This window comes from Amycolatopsis sp. NPDC088138, from assembly GCF_044741685.1.
Classification (GTDB): domain Bacteria; phylum Actinomycetota; class Actinomycetes; order Mycobacteriales; family Pseudonocardiaceae; genus Amycolatopsis.
Genome location: NZ_JBIUTB010000008.1, coordinates 116,672 through 135,154 on the forward strand (window position 1 = coordinate 116,672; position 18,483 = coordinate 135,154).

The 18,483-nt window shown below is 71.9% G+C and carries 16 protein-coding genes; 13 read left to right on the forward strand and 3 right to left on the reverse strand.

Annotated features, from left to right (window positions below):
* Positions 1-131 precede the first annotated feature (131 nt).
* From ACIOD2_RS41575 to ACIOD2_RS41590, 4 genes are read left to right on the forward strand one after another with little or no spacing between them, the layout of a single operon-like run.
* Entirely contained in the window at positions 132-1,625 is a 1,494-nt protein-coding gene (locus ACIOD2_RS41575; RefSeq protein ID WP_400550884.1) for a long-chain fatty acid--CoA ligase, read from the forward strand.
* Positions 1,622-2,911 (forward strand): MFS transporter, encoded by a 1,290-nt coding sequence (locus ACIOD2_RS41580; RefSeq protein WP_400550885.1) that lies wholly within the window; start codon positions 1,622-1,624, stop codon positions 2,909-2,911. Before ACIOD2_RS41575 ends, ACIOD2_RS41580 begins: the two co-directional genes overlap by 4 nt.
* Positions 2,908-5,364, forward strand: coding sequence for a glycoside hydrolase family 2 protein (locus tag ACIOD2_RS41585; protein ID WP_400550886.1), 2,457 nt, complete (start codon positions 2,908-2,910; stop codon positions 5,362-5,364). Before ACIOD2_RS41580 ends, ACIOD2_RS41585 begins: the two co-directional genes overlap by 4 nt.
* Entirely contained in the window at positions 5,361-6,830 is a 1,470-nt protein-coding gene (locus ACIOD2_RS41590; RefSeq protein WP_400550887.1) for a carboxylesterase/lipase family protein, read from the forward strand. Before ACIOD2_RS41585 ends, ACIOD2_RS41590 begins: the two co-directional genes overlap by 4 nt.
* Here the strand turns inward: ACIOD2_RS41590 and ACIOD2_RS41595 are convergent.
* The gene (locus ACIOD2_RS41595; RefSeq protein ID WP_400550888.1) at positions 6,827-7,489 is read right to left on the reverse strand and encodes a hypothetical protein; all 663 of its coding nucleotides are present in this window, start codon (positions 7,487-7,489) and stop codon (positions 6,827-6,829) included. The genes ACIOD2_RS41590 and ACIOD2_RS41595 overlap by 4 nt on opposite strands.
* A 218-nt stretch (positions 7,490-7,707) precedes the next feature.
* Between ACIOD2_RS41595 and ACIOD2_RS41600 the strand changes: the two genes are divergently transcribed.
* Positions 7,708-10,752 (forward strand): AfsR/SARP family transcriptional regulator, encoded by a 3,045-nt coding sequence (locus tag ACIOD2_RS41600; protein WP_400550889.1) that lies wholly within the window; start codon positions 7,708-7,710, stop codon positions 10,750-10,752.
* A gap of 27 nt (positions 10,753-10,779) precedes the next feature.
* Here ACIOD2_RS41600 and ACIOD2_RS41605 read toward each other — a convergent pair whose 3' ends face one another.
* On the reverse strand, positions 10,780-11,343 hold the full coding sequence (locus ACIOD2_RS41605) for a CGNR zinc finger domain-containing protein (RefSeq protein ID WP_400550890.1): 564 nt from the start codon (positions 11,341-11,343) through the stop codon (positions 10,780-10,782).
* Between the two features lie 83 nt (positions 11,344-11,426).
* On the opposite strand from ACIOD2_RS41605, the gene ACIOD2_RS41610 reads away from it, so the two are divergent.
* Entirely contained in the window at positions 11,427-12,548 is a 1,122-nt protein-coding gene (locus ACIOD2_RS41610; protein ID WP_400550891.1) for an epoxide hydrolase family protein, read from the forward strand.
* Positions 12,549-12,877: 329 nt separating this feature from the next.
* Here the strand turns inward: ACIOD2_RS41610 and ACIOD2_RS41615 are convergent, their stop codons facing one another.
* The gene (locus ACIOD2_RS41615) at positions 12,878-13,288 is read right to left on the reverse strand and encodes a hypothetical protein (protein ID WP_400550892.1); all 411 of its coding nucleotides are present in this window, start codon (positions 13,286-13,288) and stop codon (positions 12,878-12,880) included.
* A 247-nt stretch (positions 13,289-13,535) separates the two neighbouring features.
* On the opposite strand from ACIOD2_RS41615, the gene ACIOD2_RS41620 reads away from it, so the two are divergent.
* From ACIOD2_RS41620 to ACIOD2_RS41650, 7 genes are all read left to right on the forward strand, one after another.
* Complete coding sequence (locus ACIOD2_RS41620; RefSeq protein ID WP_400550893.1) at positions 13,536-14,123, forward strand: Chromate resistance protein ChrB; 588 nt, start codon at positions 13,536-13,538, stop codon at positions 14,121-14,123.
* On the forward strand, positions 14,120-14,542 hold the full coding sequence (locus ACIOD2_RS41625) for a YkvA family protein (RefSeq protein ID WP_400550894.1): 423 nt from the start codon (positions 14,120-14,122) through the stop codon (positions 14,540-14,542). The genes ACIOD2_RS41620 and ACIOD2_RS41625 overlap by 4 nt, the downstream gene beginning before the upstream one ends.
* A 124-nt stretch (positions 14,543-14,666) precedes the next feature.
* Positions 14,667-15,560 (forward strand): pyrroloquinoline quinone biosynthesis protein PqqB, encoded by an 894-nt coding sequence (gene pqqB / locus ACIOD2_RS41630; RefSeq protein ID WP_400550895.1) that lies wholly within the window; start codon positions 14,667-14,669, stop codon positions 15,558-15,560.
* A complete protein-coding gene (gene pqqC, locus ACIOD2_RS41635) occupies positions 15,557-16,261 on the forward strand; it encodes a pyrroloquinoline-quinone synthase PqqC (protein WP_400550896.1) in 705 nt (234 codons plus the stop codon). The genes pqqB and pqqC overlap by 4 nt, the downstream gene beginning before the upstream one ends.
* On the forward strand, positions 16,261-16,536 hold the full coding sequence (pqqD, locus tag ACIOD2_RS41640; RefSeq protein ID WP_400550897.1) for a pyrroloquinoline quinone biosynthesis peptide chaperone PqqD: 276 nt from the start codon (positions 16,261-16,263) through the stop codon (positions 16,534-16,536). The genes pqqC and pqqD overlap by 1 nt, the downstream gene beginning before the upstream one ends.
* Positions 16,533-17,636, forward strand: a complete 1,104-nt coding sequence (pqqE, locus tag ACIOD2_RS41645) for a pyrroloquinoline quinone biosynthesis protein PqqE (RefSeq protein ID WP_400550898.1) — start codon at positions 16,533-16,535, stop codon at positions 17,634-17,636. The genes pqqD and pqqE overlap by 4 nt, the downstream gene beginning before the upstream one ends.
* A gap of 285 nt (positions 17,637-17,921) precedes the next feature.
* Positions 17,922-18,470, forward strand: a complete 549-nt coding sequence (locus ACIOD2_RS41650; RefSeq protein ID WP_400550899.1) for a manganese efflux pump MntP family protein — start codon at positions 17,922-17,924, stop codon at positions 18,468-18,470.
* The last annotated feature ends 13 nt before the right edge of the window (positions 18,471-18,483 follow it).

The window sequence follows — 18,483 nt, forward strand, 5'->3', positions numbered from 1 at the left end:
GTGGTTCCGTCACAACCAGGCCCGCCGAAGTTCCGGTTTTTCCCCAGGCCGGAACCGCGCCTCCCGATGTCATGCTCGCCGAACCGGACTCCCACGGGAGGACCGTCCGGTACGAGCGAGGAGGCTCCGCGGTGACCAACCTGTCGGGTGTGCTGAGCGACGCGGCCCGGGCCCGGCCGGACACGGCCGCCGTGGTCCACAATGGACTTTCGCGGACTTTCGCCGAGCTGGACGGCCTTTCCGCGCGGGCCGCGACCCTCCTCGTCGACCAGGGCGTGCGTCCCGGCGACCGGGTCGCCCTGGTGCTGCCCAACTCGGTCGAGTTCCTGGTGCTCTACTACGCGATCCTGCGCGCGGGCGCCGTCGTCGTCCCGATGAACCCGCTGCTCAAGGCCCGGGAGATCGAGCACCACCTCACCGACGGCGAGGTCGGCCTGGTGTGCACCGACGGCCGGACGCTCGAAGAGGTGCGAAGCGCCATCGAGGGACTGGAGAAGCCGCCGCGGGTGCTGACGGCCGGGGCCCTGCCGGCCGCGGTCGCTGTGCTCGCCCCACAAGCCGAGCCGGTCGACCGGGCCGACGGCGACACCGCCGTCATCCTCTACACCTCCGGCACCACCGGGCAGCCCAAGGGCGCCGAGCTCACCCACGGGAGCCTCGCGTGCAACGCCGTCGCGTTCATCGAGGCGACCGAGCTGCGGCCGGGTGACGTTCTTTTCGCCGCGCTGCCGCTGTTCCACGTGTTCGGGCTCGTCTGCCTGGTCGGCGCGGCGGTGCGCGCCGGTGCCCGGCTCGCGCTGGTCGAACGGTTCGACGCCGGGGCCGCCCTCGACCTCATCGACGCGCAGCGGGTGAGCGTCTTCGTCGGCGTGCCGACGATGTTCGCCGCCCTGCTCGCCGCCCGGCGGGAAGGGGACACTTCGCTGCGGCTCGCCGTCTCCGGTGGTGCCGCTATGCCGCAGCCGCTGGCTCGCGAGTTCGCAGCGGCGATGGGCGCCCCGGTGCTGGAGGGCTACGGCATGTCGGAGACGTCGCCGATCGTCTCGGTCAACCTGCCGGGGGACCGCGGCCGGCCCGGTTCGGTCGGCCGCCCGATCGCCGGGGTGGCGGTGCGCGTGGTCGACGACCTCGGTGCGTCGCTGCCGGCCGGCGAGGTCGGTGAGGTGGAAGTGCGCGGGCACAACGTGATGAAGGGCTACTGGCGGCGGCCCGCTTCGACCGCCGAAGTCCTTTACGACGGCTGGTTGTCCACCGGGGACCTCGGCCGCCTCGACGAGGACGGGTTCCTCTACATCGTCGACCGCAAGAAGGACCTCGTCATCCGCGGCGGTTTCAACGTCTACCCCCGCGAGATCGAAGACGTGCTGCACGAGCACCCGGCGGTCGCCGAGGCCGTCGTCGTGGCGGTGCCGCACGAGTCGCTCGGCGAAGAGGTCGCGGCCGCGGTGGTGCTCGGTCCCGGGCGCACCGCGTCGGCGGACGAGCTGCGCGAGTTCGTCAAGAGCCGCGTGGCCCCCTACAAGTACCCCCGGCACGTGTGGCTGCTCGACGAGCTGCCGAAGGGCGCCACCGGCAAGATCCTGCGCCGCGAGGTCGCCGCCGCCGCGCGCGAAGGCGCGCTGTGACGGCCACCGCGGCCCGGGTGTCCGCCCCGCCGTTGCTGGCCCGGACGATGACGTCGATGGTGGTGTCCTACGCGGGCGCGATGATCGCGTTGCTCGTCCCGGTGAGCCTGCTGCTCACGCTGCACCTGTCCGCGATGGTCGGCAAGGACCACGTCGCCGGCGCGCTCGGGCTGGTCACCGGGTGCGGCGCGGTCGCGGCGATGCTCGTCAACCCGATCGCCGGGCGGATCAGCGACCGGACCCGGCTGCGGTTCGGGCGCCGGCGCACGTGGATCCTGTTCGGCGGCGTGGGCGGTGCGGTGGTGGTGACGGCCACCGGCTTCACGACCGAGCTCTGGCAGGTGGTCGTCGCCTGGAGCCTGGTGCAGGCGATGTTCAACTTCCAGCTCGCCACGACCGGCGCGCTGATGGCCGACCAGGTGCCCGCGGACCGGCGGGGCGCGATCTCCGGTGCGCTCGGCTTCACCGTCGCGTTCTCCCCGCTGCTCGGGCTGGGCGCGGTCTCGGCCGTCTCCGGGGCGCTGCAGTGGCTCGTGCTCGGGCTGCTCGCGCTGGTCTGCGCGGTGCTCGCGGTCGTGCTGCTGCGCGAGCCACGCCCGCCGGCCGGTGAGCGTCCGCCGCTCAGCCTGCGCTCGCTCGTGACCTCGTTCTGGCTGAACCCGCGCCGCCACCCGGCGTTCGGCTGGGCGTGGGCCGTGCGGTTCCTGGTCACCGCCGCCGGCTCGGCGTTCGGTTACAACGGCGTCTACCTGTTGCAGCGCATGGACGTCGCCGAGGACCGGCTGGCCGGGCTCGTCCTGGGCCTGTCCGCGTTGTACGTCGGACTGGGGGCCTGCGCGAGCCTGGCCGGGGGAGTCCTGTCCGACCGTTTCCACCGGCAGAAGCCGTTCGTCGTGCTCGCCGCGGTGCTTTCGGCGGTGGGCCTGATCACCCTCGCGGTGGCGCGGTCGATGCCGCTCGTCTACGTCGCCACGGCGATCTCGGCGCTCGGCGCCGGGGTGTTCCTGTCCGTCGACGTCGCGCTCAGCACCCGCATGCTGCCGAACTCCGCCGACGTGGGCAAGGACTTCGCGGTGCTCAACCTCGCCAGCACGCTGCCGCAGTCGCTGGTGCCGTTCGCCGCGCCCGCCCTGCTCGCGCTCGGCGGTTTCCCGGCGCTGTACCTCGTGCTCGGGGTGCTCGGGGTGCTCGGCGGGCTGTGCGTGCTGCGCCTGCCGGAGCTCGGCCGCGAGGGCGACCCGCGGTACGCGCTGCTCGACGCCGCCCCGAAGGAGGCCACCCCATGACCGCGCGGTCCACCGTTCCCGTGACCGGCTTCGAGGTGGGCGACTCGGCGCCCGGCGAGGACGCGGTCGCGGACTGGCTGCCCGCCGTCGTGCCGGGCGGGGTCCACGAGTCGCTGCTCGCGGCCGGCCGCATCGCCGATCCCCGGGCCGGCGGACAGGAGTTCGGCGCGGCCTGGGTGGAGGAGCGCGCCTGGTGGTTCCGCACCCGCCTCACGGTCCCGGAGCACGGTGACCGCGTCCGGCTCGTCTTCGACGGGCTCGACACGATCGCCGACCTTTGGCTCGGCGGAAAACCCTTGGGTCATCACGAAAACCAGTTCCGTCCGGCGGTGTTCGACGTGACCGGCCTGCCGCCGGACACGGAACTGCTCGTGCGCTTCTCCCCGCCGCTTCCGGCGGGCGAACAGCCTGAGGGCACCGGACCGCGCGGGCCGATGCGGCTCGTCACCGGGCTGCGGAAGGCGGGCTTCTCCTGGGGCTGGGACTTCGCGCCCCGGCTGCCGTCCATCGGGATCTGGCGCCCGGTGTGGCTGAGCGTCGAGCACCGCGCGGTCCTCACCGGGCACCACGTCGGTCTCACGGACCTGGCGGCCGACCACTCCCGCGCCACCGTCCGGCTGCGCGCCGAGGTCGACACCTTCGCCGCCCAGGACGCGGAAGTCACCTTCACCCTGTCCACTCCGGACGGACGCACCGTGCGGGCTCAGGCCGCCGTCATCGGGGGCGTGGCGGCCACCGAGGTCGACCTCGACGACCCGGTCCTCTGGTGGACGCACGACCTCGGCGACCCCGCGCTGCACGACGTCCGGATCGAGCTGACCGCCGACGGCGTCCTCGTTGACGTCGTGGCGGACCGGGTCGGCCTGCGCACCATCACGCTCGACCGCAGCGTGGACCCCGTCGAGCCCGGCCGGTTCTTCCGGTTCGTGCTCAACGACGTCCCGGCCTTCACCCTCGGCGCCAACTGGGTGCCACCGAGCCCGTTCGTGGGCTCCAGCGACCGCGACCTCCTGCGTGACCGCGTCCGCCAGGCCCGGGACGGCAACCTCACGATGCTGCGTGTCTGGGGCGGCGGGGTTTACGAACACGATGACTTCTACGCGGCTTGTGATGAAGAGGGCGTGCTCGTCTGGCAGGACTTCATGTTCGCCTGCGCCGACTATCCCGGCGACTCGGCGCCGTTCCGGGCCGAGGTCGCGGCCGAGGCCCGGGCGCAGGTCGCCCGGCTGCGCGACCGCGCGTGCCTCGCGTTGTGGTGCGGCAACAACGAGGTCGAGGTCCTGCACCTGATCCGCAACGGCGGCGAGGAGCACGGCGACTGGGGCCGGCGGATCTTCCACGAGGTCCTGCCCGACACCGTCACGGAGCACGACGGGCTCGTGCCGTACTGGCCGGGCAGCCCGTGGGGCGAGGACGGCGTCAACGGCGTGCGGGACGGCGACCGGCACGACTGGGAGGTCTGGCACGGCCTGGTCGCGCCGGGCTTCGCCACCGGATCGCCGGACTACCCGGCACCCGGCGACGCCCGGCACTACCGCCGCTACGCCGACGACACCGGCCGGTTCGTCAGCGAGTTCGGCATCCTGTCCGCCCCGGACCGCGGCACGCTGGACCGGTGGCTGCCCGGCGTCACCCTGCACGACGAGATCTTCGACCGGCACCTCACCGACGACCCGCCGGACAAGGGTGACGCGCTCCTCGGCGTCACGACCGGCGTTCCGTCCGATGTGGACGAATTCGCCGACCTCACCCAGGCGGTGCAGGCCGAAGGCCTGGCCTTCGCGATCGAGCACTTCCGGCGCCGGCAACCGCACACCGCCGGGGCGCTGGTCTGGCAGTTCAACGACACCTGGCCCGCGATGAGCTGGTCGCTCGTCGACGTCGACGGTGTCCCCAAGGCCGCGTACTACGCGGTCGCCCGCGCGTCGGCGCCGCTGGCCGTCAGCTTCCGGTCCACTGAGGACGCTGTGGAACTGTGGCTGGTCAACAACACCCGTGCGGTCGCGACGGTCGCGATCGACGTCGAACTCGGCCGCTTCGACGGCGCGGACTGGCGGGTCGAGCGTGTGACCGGCACCGCGGCGCCCGGCACCTCGGCGGTCGTGTGGACCGGGCACGTCCGGCAGGACGCCGCGCACTACGCCTGGGCGTCGAGCCCCGACAGCGCCTTCCCGGACGCCCGCAAGCACTTCGCCGAACTGGGCGAGCTGGAGGTCGGGGACGGCAAGGTGGACGTCGTCGCCGTCGAAGGCGGGCTGGAAGTTCACTCGCACGGTTACAGCTACGGCGTGCGCATCACGCACCCGGAACCGACAATGCGTCTCGAGGACAACTGTTTCGACCTGCGGGACGGCGAACGCCGTTTCGTGCGCGTGACCGGGGTGGACCCCGCGACGCTCACCGCGAGCGCGACGACTCCCCGGGCCCGGACCGGAAAGGCGACACCAGCATGACTTCGGAGCCCACCGTCCGGATCTCCGGCGGCCGGTTGAGCGGCACGCGGGAGAACGGGATCGACCGCTACCTCGGCGTCCCCTACGCGGCGGCGCCGACCGGTGAGCGGCGGTTCGCCGAGCCGGTCCCGGCGCCCGCCTGGGACGACGTCCGCGACGCGACCACGATGGGTCCCACCGCACCGCAGAACCCGTACGGCGCCGAGACCGCGCGGTTGCTCGCCAACGTCGTCACGCCGGGGGAAGAGTACCTCAACGTCAACGTGTGGGCGCCCGCCGGCGCCCGCGACCGGCCGGTCATGGTGTGGGTGCACGGGGGCTCGTTCGCGCACGGCTCGAACGCCCTCGACGGCTACGACGGCACCGCCTTCGCCCGTGACGGCGTGGTGTTCGTGTCGGTCAACTACCGGCTCGGCTCCGAAGGTTTCTCGGTCTTCGAAGACGCGCCGACGAACGTGGGCCTGCGCGACGTCGTGGCGGCGCTGCGCTGGGTCCGCGCCGAGATCGCCGCGTTCGGCGGCGACCCCGGCAGCGTGACGGCGTTCGGCGAGTCAGCGGGCGCGATCGCGCTGGGGACCCTGCTGGCGAAACCGGGGGCGGCCGAGCTGTTCGACCGGGTGGTCATCCAGAGCGGCGCCCCGATGGCGAGCACGCGCAAGAGCGCCGGGCGCATCACCCGGAAGATCGCCCGGAAGCTCGGCGTCTCCCCGACCCGGGCGGCGTTTTCCGACATCCCGCCGGATCGGCTGCTGGCGGCGGAGGCCACGGTGATGGCGGGGTCGACGCCGTTGACCGGCGGCGCCGGCTACAGCGCGGCGATCGGCGACGAGATCGTCCCCCGACCGCCGCTGGAGGCGATCCTGGACGGTGCCGGCGACCCGATCCCGGTGCTGCTGGGCTGGACGGCCGAGGAGTACCGGCTGTGGTTCGTCCCGTCCGGCCTGATCGACCGGGTCGGCCGGCTGCTGTTCACCGCGGCGCGGCTGCGGTTCCGCATCGGCCGCCGGGTGCTGCGCGCCTACCGCACCGCCTACCCGTCGGCCGGGCGCGGCGAGCTGTTCGGGAACATCGTGGTCGACCTGCTGCTGCGGATCCCGTTGCACCGCATGGCGGACGCCCGCCTGGCCCGCGGCGCGGCGCCGACGTACGTCTACGAGTTCGCGTGGCAGAGCCAGGTCGAGAACCTGGGCGCGGCGCACGTGATGGAGCTGCCGTTCGTGTTCGACCGGCTGTCGTCGCCGGACTGGACTCCGTTGACCGGCCCGGACGCACCGCGGAAGCTCGCGGAGGAGATGCACGCGGCGTGGGTGGCCTTCGCCTCGACAGGCGACCCCGGCTGGCGCGGCTGGGACGGGAGCCGCCCGACGATGGTCTTCGACGCGCCGACGTCCTCGGTGGCCGACGCCCCGCGCGACGCGCCGCTGAAGGCGTGGCGCAAGCGATCGGCCGACCGCAAGAGCCACTAGGAAACGAGCGGGGTGCTGCGAGCCGGAATTCGCGGGCGGGTGTTCCGCCGCGCCGGCACCAGCCGGATCCAGCCCTGGGTGGTGGTCTCCTTGTTGGTGATGTCGGTCCGGCGGTAGCAGCCGGAATTGCTGTGCTCGCTGTGCCGGATCACCTCGTCGAAGAACCACGCGGAGCTGACCATGGCCAGGAGAGCCGCGTTCGCGGCGAGAGTCGCTTTGAGCTCGGGGGCGTCGAGCAGGCGGAACGTGTGGATGATCGACGCGCCGGTGAAGCCGTGGTCGTCGTAGCTGATCTCACCGGCGTGGACCGCCAGGCGCAGCCGCATCTTTTCCTGTCGCGGGCGTGATGCGTTGTACTGGCGTAACTGGTCGGTGAGTGTTTCGGGCAGCTCGTCGACGAACAGGGGCTTGGGGATGTCGGCGGGAACGAGGATGAGCACGCCGTCGCCGAGGTCTTCGTGACGGCAGGACACCCACGCGATGCCGACGGCGTCGAAGGCGTTCCGGACGGCCTGGTAGAGGCCTTTCCTGATCCGCAGGCGGTGGGTGTTGCTGCGGTCGGGCCGGCCGAAGCCCTCGATGTCGAGCCCGATGATCGTGCAGTGCGCGGTGGCGGTCTCGGGCGGCGCCGAAGTGCGCGGGACGGAATCGTGGCTCATCGTGTGCTCCTTCGGCCGGCGTCCGGTATCCGTCACCAGTTTCCGGAGGATCTTGAGAATTGCCTTCCGGCCGGTGCACCCGGCCGTTGACAATCGATCATCAACGGATGTCATCGGCGTTCTGTCACGTTTGTGACCTGGTATTTCCCGGCCGGGAATGTGATTATCGGATGGTTGCGAGGGCTGCGGCGTCGGGGTGCCGCGACGAGGGGGTAACAATGGATTTCGTGTTCGGAATTCTCGGTCGGACGGCCATGCGCCTGCACGGGAACGTGGACGTGAAGTGGTCCAGCCCCCGGGTGCGGCAGGTGCTGGCCGCGCTGCTGGTTTCGGCGAACCACCGGGTGCCGGTCGACGATCTGGTGTCGTGGGTGTGGGCCGAACACGAACAGCCGCCCCGCAACGCGTTGACGACGATCCACCAGTACGTGGCCCGGCTGCGGCAGGTCTTCGACACCTACCAGGTGCCGGCCCGGGTGGAGGCGGGCAAGCGTGGCTGCCTGCTCGAGGTGGCCCCGGAAAGCATCGACCACGTCGGGTTCGCCCGGGCGATGGCGCGGGCCCGCGGGTTCCGTGACGCGGGACAGGGGCAGCGAGCGCACGCGCAGGCGTCGGAAGCGGTGGGCTTGTGGCGGGACACGCCGTTGGCGGACCTGCAGACCGAGCCCGCCGAGCAGTGGCGGACCAGGTGGCTGAGGTCGGAGTGGATACCGGCCAACGCGTTCCTCGCCGCCGAGCAGCTGGCGGCCGGCCAGGCGGCGGCCGCGGTCGGCCGGCTGGGCGAGCTGGAGCGCTCTCATCCGATGCAGCTCAGCCTCACCAAGCTGATGGTCCGCGCGCTGGCGGCCGCCGAGCGCCCGTCGGAGGCCACCGACTACTTTCTCGCGACGCATCGCCGGTATCGCGCGGCCGGCGAACTGCGCGCCGCGGACGAGCTGCTCGCCGTCCACGACGAGGTGATCATCCGCGGTGAGGGGACCTTCCCCCGTTCACCGGTGCCGGATCCGCGGGCGGAGGCCGAACCGGTGCCGGTCGTGCGGCACCTGGCGCCGGATCTGGAGAACGTCGACGGCCGAGACGAGCTCTTGGTGGAGCTCGACGCGTTCACGACGGATTCGGCCGGGCGCCCGCGTCGTGGCGTCGTGGTGGTGACCGGCAGCCCCGGGGTGGGGAAGACGACCGTCGCCGTCCGGTGGGCGCATCGGGCCGCGGGACGCTACCGGGACAACGTCGTGCTGCTGGACATGCGCGGAGACAGCCAGGCCAAGCGCGCCGAGGCCGGCGAAGTCGTCGACACGTTGCTCTCCCTGCTCGACTACCCGGTGGACCAGGTCGTGAGTCCCGTGGCGCGCGCCGCGAAACTGACGCGCCTGCTGGAGCGGCGGCCGATGCTGGTCGTGCTGGACAACGTCCGCAGCACCGACCAGGTGGACTCCCTGATCGGGGTCCTGGCGTCGTGCACGGTGGTGGTCGTGTCCCGGTGGCAGCTGAAGTCGCTGTCGGCGAAGCTGACGCCGCCGGTGGTCACCGTGCTGCCGCTGGACCCGCGGCACGCGGGCGGGCTTCTCGTCCGCCGGATCGGGCAGCGGGCCCGCCACGATCGGGACGGTGTCGCCGCGCTGATCAGGATGTGCCAGGGGAACCCGCTGGCACTGACCCTGGTGGCCGACCGTGCGGCGGCTCGGACCGGGACCCGGCTCGCGACCTTGGCGAACGCGTTGCAGGACGCGGAGATGCTGCTGGATCTCGGTGACGAGGGTGACCTGCCGGCTCGCAGCCTGCGCTCGGCGTTCACGGTGTCGTACCGGGCGTTACCGCCGGCCGAGCAGCGGGTGTTCGCCGTGGTGGGGTTGCACCCGGGTGCCGAGGTGAGCACCGAGGCGCTCGCCGCGGCGGACGGGCGGAGCGTGGCGGCGGTGCGGCGGTCGCTCGACGTGCTCGTGGCGGCGCACCTGATCGAGTATCCGGCCGACCTGGACCGGTACCGCGTGCACGACCTGCTGCACGTGTTCGCCGCGTCCCTCGCCGGCCGGCTGTCCGATGTGGACGCCGCCCGGCAGCGCCTGCTCGAGTTCTACCTGCAGGCCGCCTTCGAAGCCCATCGACTGCTGTACCCGCACAAGGAACGGCCGCCGTTGCCGCCGACGCTGGTACCCGCGCAACAGCCGTTGTTCGGCTCCGCGGTCTCGGCGCGGCAGTGGTTGCTCCGGGAGCGGACCAACCTGACCAGTGCCGTGCGCGTCGCCGCCGGGCACGGCCGGCACGACATCGCCTGGATGATCCCGTCCGTGACCGGGGACGTGCTGGACAGGCACGGTTTTTACGACGACATCATCGTCGGGCTGACCGTCGCGGCGGATTCCGCCGCCGCGGCCGGCGACGTCCCGGCTCAGGCCTCGAGCCTGAACGACCTCGGTCACGTCCTCCTGCTGGTCGGCAACGACAACGAGGCCGAGCGGTTCCTGCGGCGGGCCCTGGAGCTCGTTGATGCGCACGGCATCGTGATCGGCCGGATTTCGGTGTTGCTGAACCTGGCGCGCGGGCGGTTGCACGCCGACCGGGCCAAGGAGGCGACGTCGATGTACGAGGAGGCGCTCGAGCTCGCACGCGGGCTGGGCGAGCCCGAGCGCTGGGCCGCTGCCGCGCATCGGCTGGCCGACGCCCTGCTGGAGCAGCACGGGCGTGAGCAGGAGGCGCTGCGGCTGTACCAGGAGGGGCTGGCTCGACGGGCCGGCATGGACGACGTCGCGGGGCAGATCCAGTCGCACATCGCGCTGGGTGAGCTGTACGTCCGGCTGGGCAGGCTCGCCGACGCGGAGCGGCAGTGCCGGTGTGCGTCGGATCTGGTGAACGAGGGGCAGCACCTCCCGGCGGCGATGAAGCTGAACACGGTGCTCGCCCGGCTGCGGCACGCCCAGGGTGACGACCGGATGGCGCTGCGGCACGCGGGCCGGGCGGTGCAGCTGGCCGACCGGTCGCGGCATGCGACCGGCCAGGCGCGGGCTTTCGCCGTGCTCGCGGAAATCCTGCACGCCCACGGGAACCGGGAGGATGCGCGGTCGTTGTGGGAGCGGGCGGCGGAGCTGTACCGGGGGCGGGAGCGGGTGACGAAGGCGCAGCAGATCGAGGCCCTGCTGGCCGAGCTGGACGCCGGCGGGCCGCTGGTGCCCGCGGCTCGCGAGGGCGAGCGTGACACGGTGGCCATGCCGCCGCCGCGACTGCGGCTGGGTCGTGACCCGGGCGGCGCGGACGGCCGGAACTGAGTGTCCGGGGACGGCAGGTCCCGGCACTCAGCGCGGGCTGTTCCGGCTCCGGTAGGCCGCGACGCTGGCCCGGTGCGCACAGGTCCGGGTGCAGTACTGCTTCGAGCCGTTGCGTGAGAGATCCGCGAAGGTGGCCCGGCATGACTGCCCGGCACACACCCCGAGCCGGGCCGGGCCGAGCGTGGCGATCACGGCGGCCAGTGCGCTGAGCGTGGTCGCGGCCAGGTGCGCCGAGCAGCGGCCGGTGTCGGAGGTGACCTCGGTCCACCAGCGGCCGTGCTCGTGGCGCAGCACCGGGGTGGCGCGGCTGCGACGCAGGCCGCCGTTGATCAGGGCCGCGGTCGCGGCCGCGTCGGTGCTCGCCCGTTCGAGCACGGCACGCACCGTCTCGCGCACCTCGCGGACCTCCGCCAGGTCGGCGCGGGTGAGCCGCCGCCGCGGACCGGCCCCTTCGGCCGCGGAATGGTCGTCGAGGAAGGCCCGGAGCTGCTCCACGGTCTCGAGCGCGTCCTCGCCCTTGACCGGTCTCAGGGTGTTGGCGAGATCGACGGCCGTCTGGACCGCCGACGGCGTGTAACACGTATCCGGCATTTGACGTGTCTCCTGACCGGTCCGTACGGTGACATTCAAAGTGGCTTTCGCATGTCACATCGTACCGAGGTGGGGAGTCCGCCGTGGCCGCCGAGCCGTTCGAGGTCAGCGTCACCGAAGCCGAGATCGCGGACCTGCGGGACCGGTTGCGCCGGACGCGGTGGCCCGAGCCCGAGCCGGTGGACGACTGGTCACAGGGGCTGCCGCTGGCCTACGCGCAGGAGCTGTGCCGCAGCTGGGCCGAGGACTACGACTTCGGGTTCGCCGAGCGGCTGAACGCCTTCCCGCAGTACCGCGACACCGTCGACGGGCTGGGCATCCACTTCGTGCACGTCCGCTCGCCGGAGCCGGACGCGTTCCCGCTGGTGCTCACCCACGGCTGGCCCGGTTCGGTGCTCGAGTTCCTGGAGATCCTCGGCCCGCTGACCGACCCGCGCGCGCACGGCGGCGATCCGGGCGACGCGTTCCACGTGGTCGCGCCCTCGTTGCCCGGGTACGGCTGGAGCGACAAGCCGTCGACGACCGGGTGGGGCGTCACGCGTATCGCGCGTGCCTGGGACACGCTGATGGTTTCGCTGGGTTACGGGCGGTACGGCGCGCAGGGCGGTGACTGGGGCTCGGCGGTGTCCGGCGCGCTGGGCGAGGTGGCGCCCGAGCGGGTCGCGGCCGTGCACCTGAACCTGGGGTCGGTGGCGGCGGGCACGTTCGACGACCCGACACCGTCGGAGCTGGCGAACCTCGAGGCCGCGAAGCAGTTCCAGCGCACCGGCCGCGGGTACTCGGGGCAGCAGGCGAGCCGGCCGCAGACCCTCGGCTACGGCCTCACCGACTCCCCGGCGGGCCAGGCCGCCTGGATCGCCGAGAAGTTCCAGGCCTGGACGGACAACAACGGCCGTCCCGAGGACGCGGTGTCGCGGCAGCAGATCCTCGACGAGATCTCGGTCTACTGGTTCACCGCGTCGGCCACGTCGTCGGCGCGGCTGTACTGGGAGAGCTTCGCCAGCTTCCGGGACAAGGTCACCGCGCCGTCCGGGCTGTCGGTCTACCCGCGCGACATCACCCGCCCGTCGCGGCGGGAGGCCGAGCTGCGGTTCACCGACCTGCGCTGGTTCGAGGAACTGCCGCGTGGCGGCCACTTCGCCGCGCTGGAGCAGCCGGAGTCGCTGGTCGAGCAGGTGCGCGGGTTCTTCCGCCTCTTCCGCTGACTACTCTCCGGCACGCGCGGTCACTCAATGGTGTACGGTGCGCGTGTGGATGTTGATCTCCGGTGTGGTGTGGGTCGAATTCGGCGCGCGGACGGGTTGCCTGTAGCTGAGAAGGTGGACCCCGAAGTTCCCGGTCTGAATGAGCAGGGCTAAGGTCGCGGTTCCATAACGAGTGGACGATCCGCTTGATATGACGGCCCAGATTCGCCAGACCTAGGAGACTCGTGAAGCGGTACCAGGCCCAGATCATCGCCGTGAGCATGTTCGCGTTCGGCGTGCTGGCGCTCATGCCGATGTGGTGGCGCTTCTATTAAAGGCTTCGCGGGTGTTCAGCTGCCGCTGGACGCCCCTTTCCCCGGCGGCTCGCCCGCATCGGGGCTGGCCGGCCGTCCTTGCCGCCGCCGCGGAACGCCGGCGTTGTCGAGCATGCGGCCGACCACGCCGGGCGTGAGGTCGAACGTCTCGCCGGTGGCCGCGAGCGACTTGCCGCTGAGGTAGACCTCGGCGAGGCCGGGCGGCGCGGGTGGCGTGGTCGGCGGTGGGCGGAAGACGACACCGGTCGAGCGGAGCACCGCGCGCAGGGTGCGGTAGCTGCCCTCGAAACCGTCCATCAGCTTGGCCAGGGATTCGCCCGAGTCGTGGCGTCGCCGGAGATCCGCGGCCTCGCCGGGCGGTACGTCCTCGGGTCGGCGCTTGTACTTCCTGACCAGTCCGCCGCCATGACCGTCGTCGGCTGTCACCAGATCATCGCCGCCCCACCAGCAGATCCGTCGGCCCGTGGCGCGTGGTTCTCCCACCGGGCCCGGTCGTTTCGCTTCTCCAGGCAAGGGCACCGGCGAGGTCCGGTACACCGCCAGACGTGTTTATCGTGCGCCCGGTGTGGGTGCGGTGTGCCGGGCCCCCGGTGACCCGGGTCGCCGCAGCCCCCACCGCCCTGCCCCTGTTACGCCTGGACCAGGCCGATGTTACGGGCGTAACGTGCGCCGGATGGGTGCCGAACCTCGTGACCACGCCTGGCTGGTGATCAGCGTGTCGACCGCCGGCGCGCCCGACTCGCTGCGCGTGCAGGTCTGGCGCAAGCTCCGGTCTCTCGGCGCGCTCTACCTGCAGCAGTCGGTGTGCCTGCTGCCGGCCCGGCCCGAGGTGGTGCGGGAGATCCGCCGCCTGGCCGACCGGGTGCGCCGCCAGGGCGGCACCGCGCGGGTGCTGTCGATGACCTTCACCGAGCCGGCCGAGGAAGAGGCCGTGATCGCCGAGCTCAACACCGCCCGCGACATCGAGTACGGCGAAGTCCTCGAACGGATCCCCGCGCTGCGCCGGGAACTCGCCGACGAACGGGCCCGCGGCAACCTCACCTACGCCGAAGTCGAGGAGTCCGAGGCCGACCTGCAGCGGTTCCGGAGCTGGATGGACAAGATCGCCGCCCGTGACTACTTCGCCGCACCGGGTGGCCTGGACGCCCGCAACGCCGTCGACGAGGCCGCCGCCGCACTCGCCGACTTCGAAGAAGCCGCCCTCCAGGCCGAAGCCCCCGAACGCCCGGCGCCCCGGCTCCGAGCCGTCGACCAGCGGTGACCGGCTCGTTCTGGGGGGACCTGCTGATCGGCGTCGCCGTCGCGCTCGTGCTGGCCTGGCTCGCGCTGATCGTCGCGCTCGTCGTCGTCCGGCCGCGGGGCGGGCTCCTGCGTGAGGCTCTGCGGCTGCTGCCCGACGTGCTGCGGCTCATCCGGCGCCTGGCCGCGGACCCCACCCTGCCGCGCGGCGTCCGGATCCGGCTTGGCCTCCTGCTGGTCTACCTGGCCATGCCCCTCGACCTGATTCCCGACTTCATTCCGGTGCTCGGCCACGCCGACGACGCCATCATCGTCACGGCCGTGCTGCGCGGCGTCGTCCGCCGCGCGGGGCTCGAGGCCGTGCGCGCCCACTGGCCCGGCACCGACGACGGCTTCGCCGCGGCGGCCCGCCTGGCCGGAATCCGGACCACGGCGGGCTGAGCGGCCCGCTCGTGGGGGGACGGGCGCCGTTCGTCCGGGATCCGGTGCCGGTCGTTCGTGATCCGTTGCCAGGCCCGGCGCGGGGCGAAGAAGGTTGGGGGAGAAGAACGAGCCCGGGAGGGACATGTTCGTTCACTGCCTCGGCGTCGCGGCCGGCGGAGGTTATCCGCAGTGGAACTGCGCGTGCGCCGGCTGCCGGAAAGCCCGTGCCAAGCCCGAAGTCGCGACGGCCCACGCCGGGATCGCCGTCTCCGGAACCGGCGAGCGGTGGTTCCTGCTGAACGCGACCCCGGACGTCCACCACCAGATCGCGGCGGATCCCGCGCTGCACCCGGGCCCGGGCACCCGCGAAACGCCGGTGGCCGGGGTGCTCCTGACGGACGCGGAGTTCGACCACACGATCGGCTTGCTGGTGCTGCGTGAGGGATCGGCGCTGACGGTGTACGGGACTTCGCCGGTGCTGGACGCGCTGACCTCGTCCTTCCCGGTCCGGGACCTGCTGAGCGACTACGCGGACCTCTCGTGGTCCCAGCTCGAAACCGGGCGGCCCCTGGACCTGGACGACCGGTTGCGCGTGACCGCCTTCCCGACCGGCTCCAAGGCCCCTCGCTACGTCGGGCGTCCGCACGACTCGGCCGAGTGGGAGGTGGGCTTCCGCCTGGAAGACCGGGTGACGGGCGGAACCGTGGTGTACGCGCCGACGCTGCCCCGGTGGGACGCGGCGTTCGCCGCGCAGGTCGTGTCGGCCGACTGCGTCTTCCTGGACGGTACTTTTTGGACGGACGACGAAATGTCCGCTCAGGGCGCGGGAAACCGGACCGGGCGCTCGATGGGGCACCTGCCCGTCGGCGGCGCCGACGGCTCGGCCCGCGCACTGGCCGCGCTGCCCGCGACCCGGAAGATCTACACGCACATCAACAACACCAACCCGATTCTCGACGACGAGTCCCCGGAACGGCGCCGGCTGACGGACCTGGGCATCGAGGTCGGCCGAGCCGGCTTGGAGGTGGAAGTGTGAACGCCTGGTCCACGGAAAACACGGAGGAGTTCGAAGCGCGGCTCCGGTCGATCGGGGAGAAGCGGTACCACCATCTGCACCCGTTCAACGAGCGCATGCACGCGGGCTCGCTGACCGAGGAGGAGTTCCGCGGGTGGGTGCGGAACCGCTTCTACTACCAGGTGAACCTGCCGGTGAAGGACGCGTTCATCCTGACCAAGCTCCCCGGCCGGGACGACCGGCGCCGCTGGATCCGGCGCATCATCGACCACGACGGGCGCACGGGCGACGAAGGCGGCCTCGAGAAGTGGGTACGCCTGGGCGAAGCCGTCGGGCTGACCCGCGAGCAGCTGTTCGACGACGACACGGTGCTGCCCGGAGTGCGCTTCGCCGTGGACGCCTACGTGGACTTCTGCCGACGGCGGCCGTGGCTGGAATCCGTGGCGTCGGCGCTGACCGAGCTGTTCGCGCCGGATCTGCTCAGCCGCCGGATCACCGACGTCGAGCACCACTACCCGTGGATCGCGCCGGACGGCCTGGACTACTTCCGGGCCCGGCTCACCCAGCAGCCGAAGGACATCGCGCACCTGCTCGACCTGGTGCTCGGCCACGCGAAGTCCCGGGAGCAGCAGGACGCCTGCGCACGGGCGCTGGAGTTCAAGTGCGACGTCCTCTGGAGCCTGCTCGACGCCGTGCAGCTCGCCTACGGCAAGAGTTCGTGATGGACGTCGACGACCTGACGGCCACACCCCGGCTGGCCACCAAGGCGATGCTCAAGCACGACAGCGTCCGGGACGTCGAGCTGCTCCTGCTGCCGGAACGGGTGGTGCTGCTGAACAAGTCCGGGGCGGCGATCCTGGGCCTCTGCGACGGCAGCCGGACCGTGCGGCAGCTGGTCGAGCGGCTCGAGCACGACTTCGAGGCGACCGATCTCGCCGGCGATGTCATGGCGTTCCTCCAGGACGCCAGCGGACGCGGCTGGGTGGTGGTCCAGTGAACGGCCCGCCGCCGCCCTACGGCCTGCTGGCCGAGGTCACCCACCGGTGCCCGCTGCACTGCGTCTACTGCTCGAACCCGTTGACGCTGCTCGAACAGCAGGACGAGCTCGACACCGGGCACTGGCTGCGGGTGCTCGGCGAGGCGGCCGAGCTGGGGGTCCTGCAGGTCCACTTTTCGGGCGGGGAACCCCTCGTCCGCGGCGACCTGGAGACACTGGTCGCCGAGTGCCGCCGCCTCGGCCTGTACACCAACCTGATCACCAGCGGCCTCGGGCTCACCGAGCGCCGCGCGGAATCGCTCGTCGCAGCCGGGCTCAACAGCGCCCAGCTGAGCATCCAGGGCGACGCCGCCGAGGCGACGGACCTGGTCGCGGCGAGCAAGCGCTTCGACAAGAAGGAAGCGGCCGCGCGCGTCATCCGCGACGCCGGGCTGCCGCTGAACATGAACGTCGTCCTGCACCGGCTGAACCTCGACCGGCTGGACGCGATCATCGACGTCTGCGTGAAGTGGGGTGCCGAGCGGCTGGAGCTCGCCAACACCCAGTACTACGGCTGGGCGCTGCGCAACCGCGAACTGCTGATGCCGAGCAGGGCCCAGCTGGACGACGCCGTCGGCGTCTACGAACGCCGGAAGGCCGAGCTGGGGGAGCGGCTGGAGCTGCTCTGGATCCTCCCGGACTACTACGAGACCTACCCCAAGCCGTGCATGGGCGGCTGGGCGCGCACGGCGCTCACCGTGGCCCCGAACGGCGTGGTCCACCCCTGCCCGGTGGCCGGCGGGATCACGACGATGGAGTTTCCTTCGGTGCGCGACCACGACCTCGCGTGGATCTGGGCGAAGTCGGCCGCGTTCGAGGCGTTCCGGGGCACGGACTGGATGCCCGACCCGTGCCGCAGCTGCCCGCGCAAGGAGCTGGACTTCGGCGGCTGCCGGTGCCAGGCCTTCGCGTTGACCGGCGACGCGGCACGCACCGATCCGGTGTGCCGGCTCTCGCCGGACCACCACCTGGTGCAGGACGCCGTGCTCCGGGCCAACCAGGAGGATCCCAGCGGGCCGCTCATCTACCGCAGGCCGAAGGTTCCGGCGCGCGAGCGGTAGTCCCACTCGTGGGTGCCGGGGCGCCGTTCGGCACCGGTTGCCGACCGCTGGTCCAAGATCGGTTGTTGCGCCTCCGCCGGATCCCAGATGCTCTTCGAGTCCGCGAAAAGGAGGAAGACATGGAATGGGAAACTCCGGAGTACACGATCGTCGAGGTGTGCGCTGAGGTCACCGGCTACTTCTACCGGGGCTGACCGCAGAGTCCCCGCGTCGGCGTAGGGCCCCGGCTCCCGGAATCCGACCGGGGCCTTCCGCCACCCTGGTCCTTCTCCCGAGGTGGTTCGAGTGACGCTTGAATTCCTGCCGCTGATCGCCCTCGCCTTCGGCCTCAGCCTCGACAACTTCCGCTCGTCGATCGCCATCGGCACCATCCCGTTCGGCTGGCGGCGCGCCCTGCAGGTGGCCCTCGTCTTCGGGGTGTGGGACGCGGTGGGGCCGCTGCTGGGCGGGTTCCTCGGGCACTTCCTGGGTGACTTCCTCGGTGACTGGGCGGAGTACGTCGGGGCGGCCGCGCTCGGGCTGTACGGGGTGTACTTCATCGTCGGGGCGATCCGGCACCCGGAACCGGAGGACATGGACCACCCCTGGGTGACGCTCTTCGGGATGCCGCTTTCGCTGAGCATCGACAACTTCATCGCCGGCACGAGCCTGGGCATCGCCGGGTTCTCCCTCATCGTCCCGATGCTGGCCTTCGGCGGCATGACCGTGATCATGTCGTTCGCCGGCCTGTACGTGGGGCGGCTGGCGGCCAAGGTCGTCCGGGTCCGGTCCGACCTGTTCAGCGGGATAGCGCTGCTCGGCGCGGCGATCCTGCTGCCACTGGCCTTCGGCTGAACCGCAGGTGACA

Coding starts and splice junctions, on each gene's coding strand:
- ACIOD2_RS41585 (WP_400550886.1), top strand. CDS start 2,908: ATGACCGCGCGGTCCACCGTTCCCGTGACCGGCTTCGAGGTGGGCGAC.
- ACIOD2_RS41590 (WP_400550887.1), top strand. CDS start 5,361: ATGACTTCGGAGCCCACCGTCCGGATCTCCGGCGGCCGGTTGAGCGGC.
- ACIOD2_RS41595 (WP_400550888.1), bottom strand. CDS start 7,489: ATGAGCCACGATTCCGTCCCGCGCACTTCGGCGCCGCCCGAGACCGCC.
- ACIOD2_RS41600 (WP_400550889.1), top strand. CDS start 7,708: ATGGATTTCGTGTTCGGAATTCTCGGTCGGACGGCCATGCGCCTGCAC.
- ACIOD2_RS41605 (WP_400550890.1), bottom strand. CDS start 11,343: ATGCCGGATACGTGTTACACGCCGTCGGCGGTCCAGACGGCCGTCGAT.
- ACIOD2_RS41620 (WP_400550893.1), top strand. CDS start 13,536: ATGGGTGCCGAACCTCGTGACCACGCCTGGCTGGTGATCAGCGTGTCG.
- pqqB (WP_400550895.1), top strand. CDS start 14,667: ATGTTCGTTCACTGCCTCGGCGTCGCGGCCGGCGGAGGTTATCCGCAG.
- pqqD (WP_400550897.1), top strand. CDS start 16,261: ATGGACGTCGACGACCTGACGGCCACACCCCGGCTGGCCACCAAGGCG.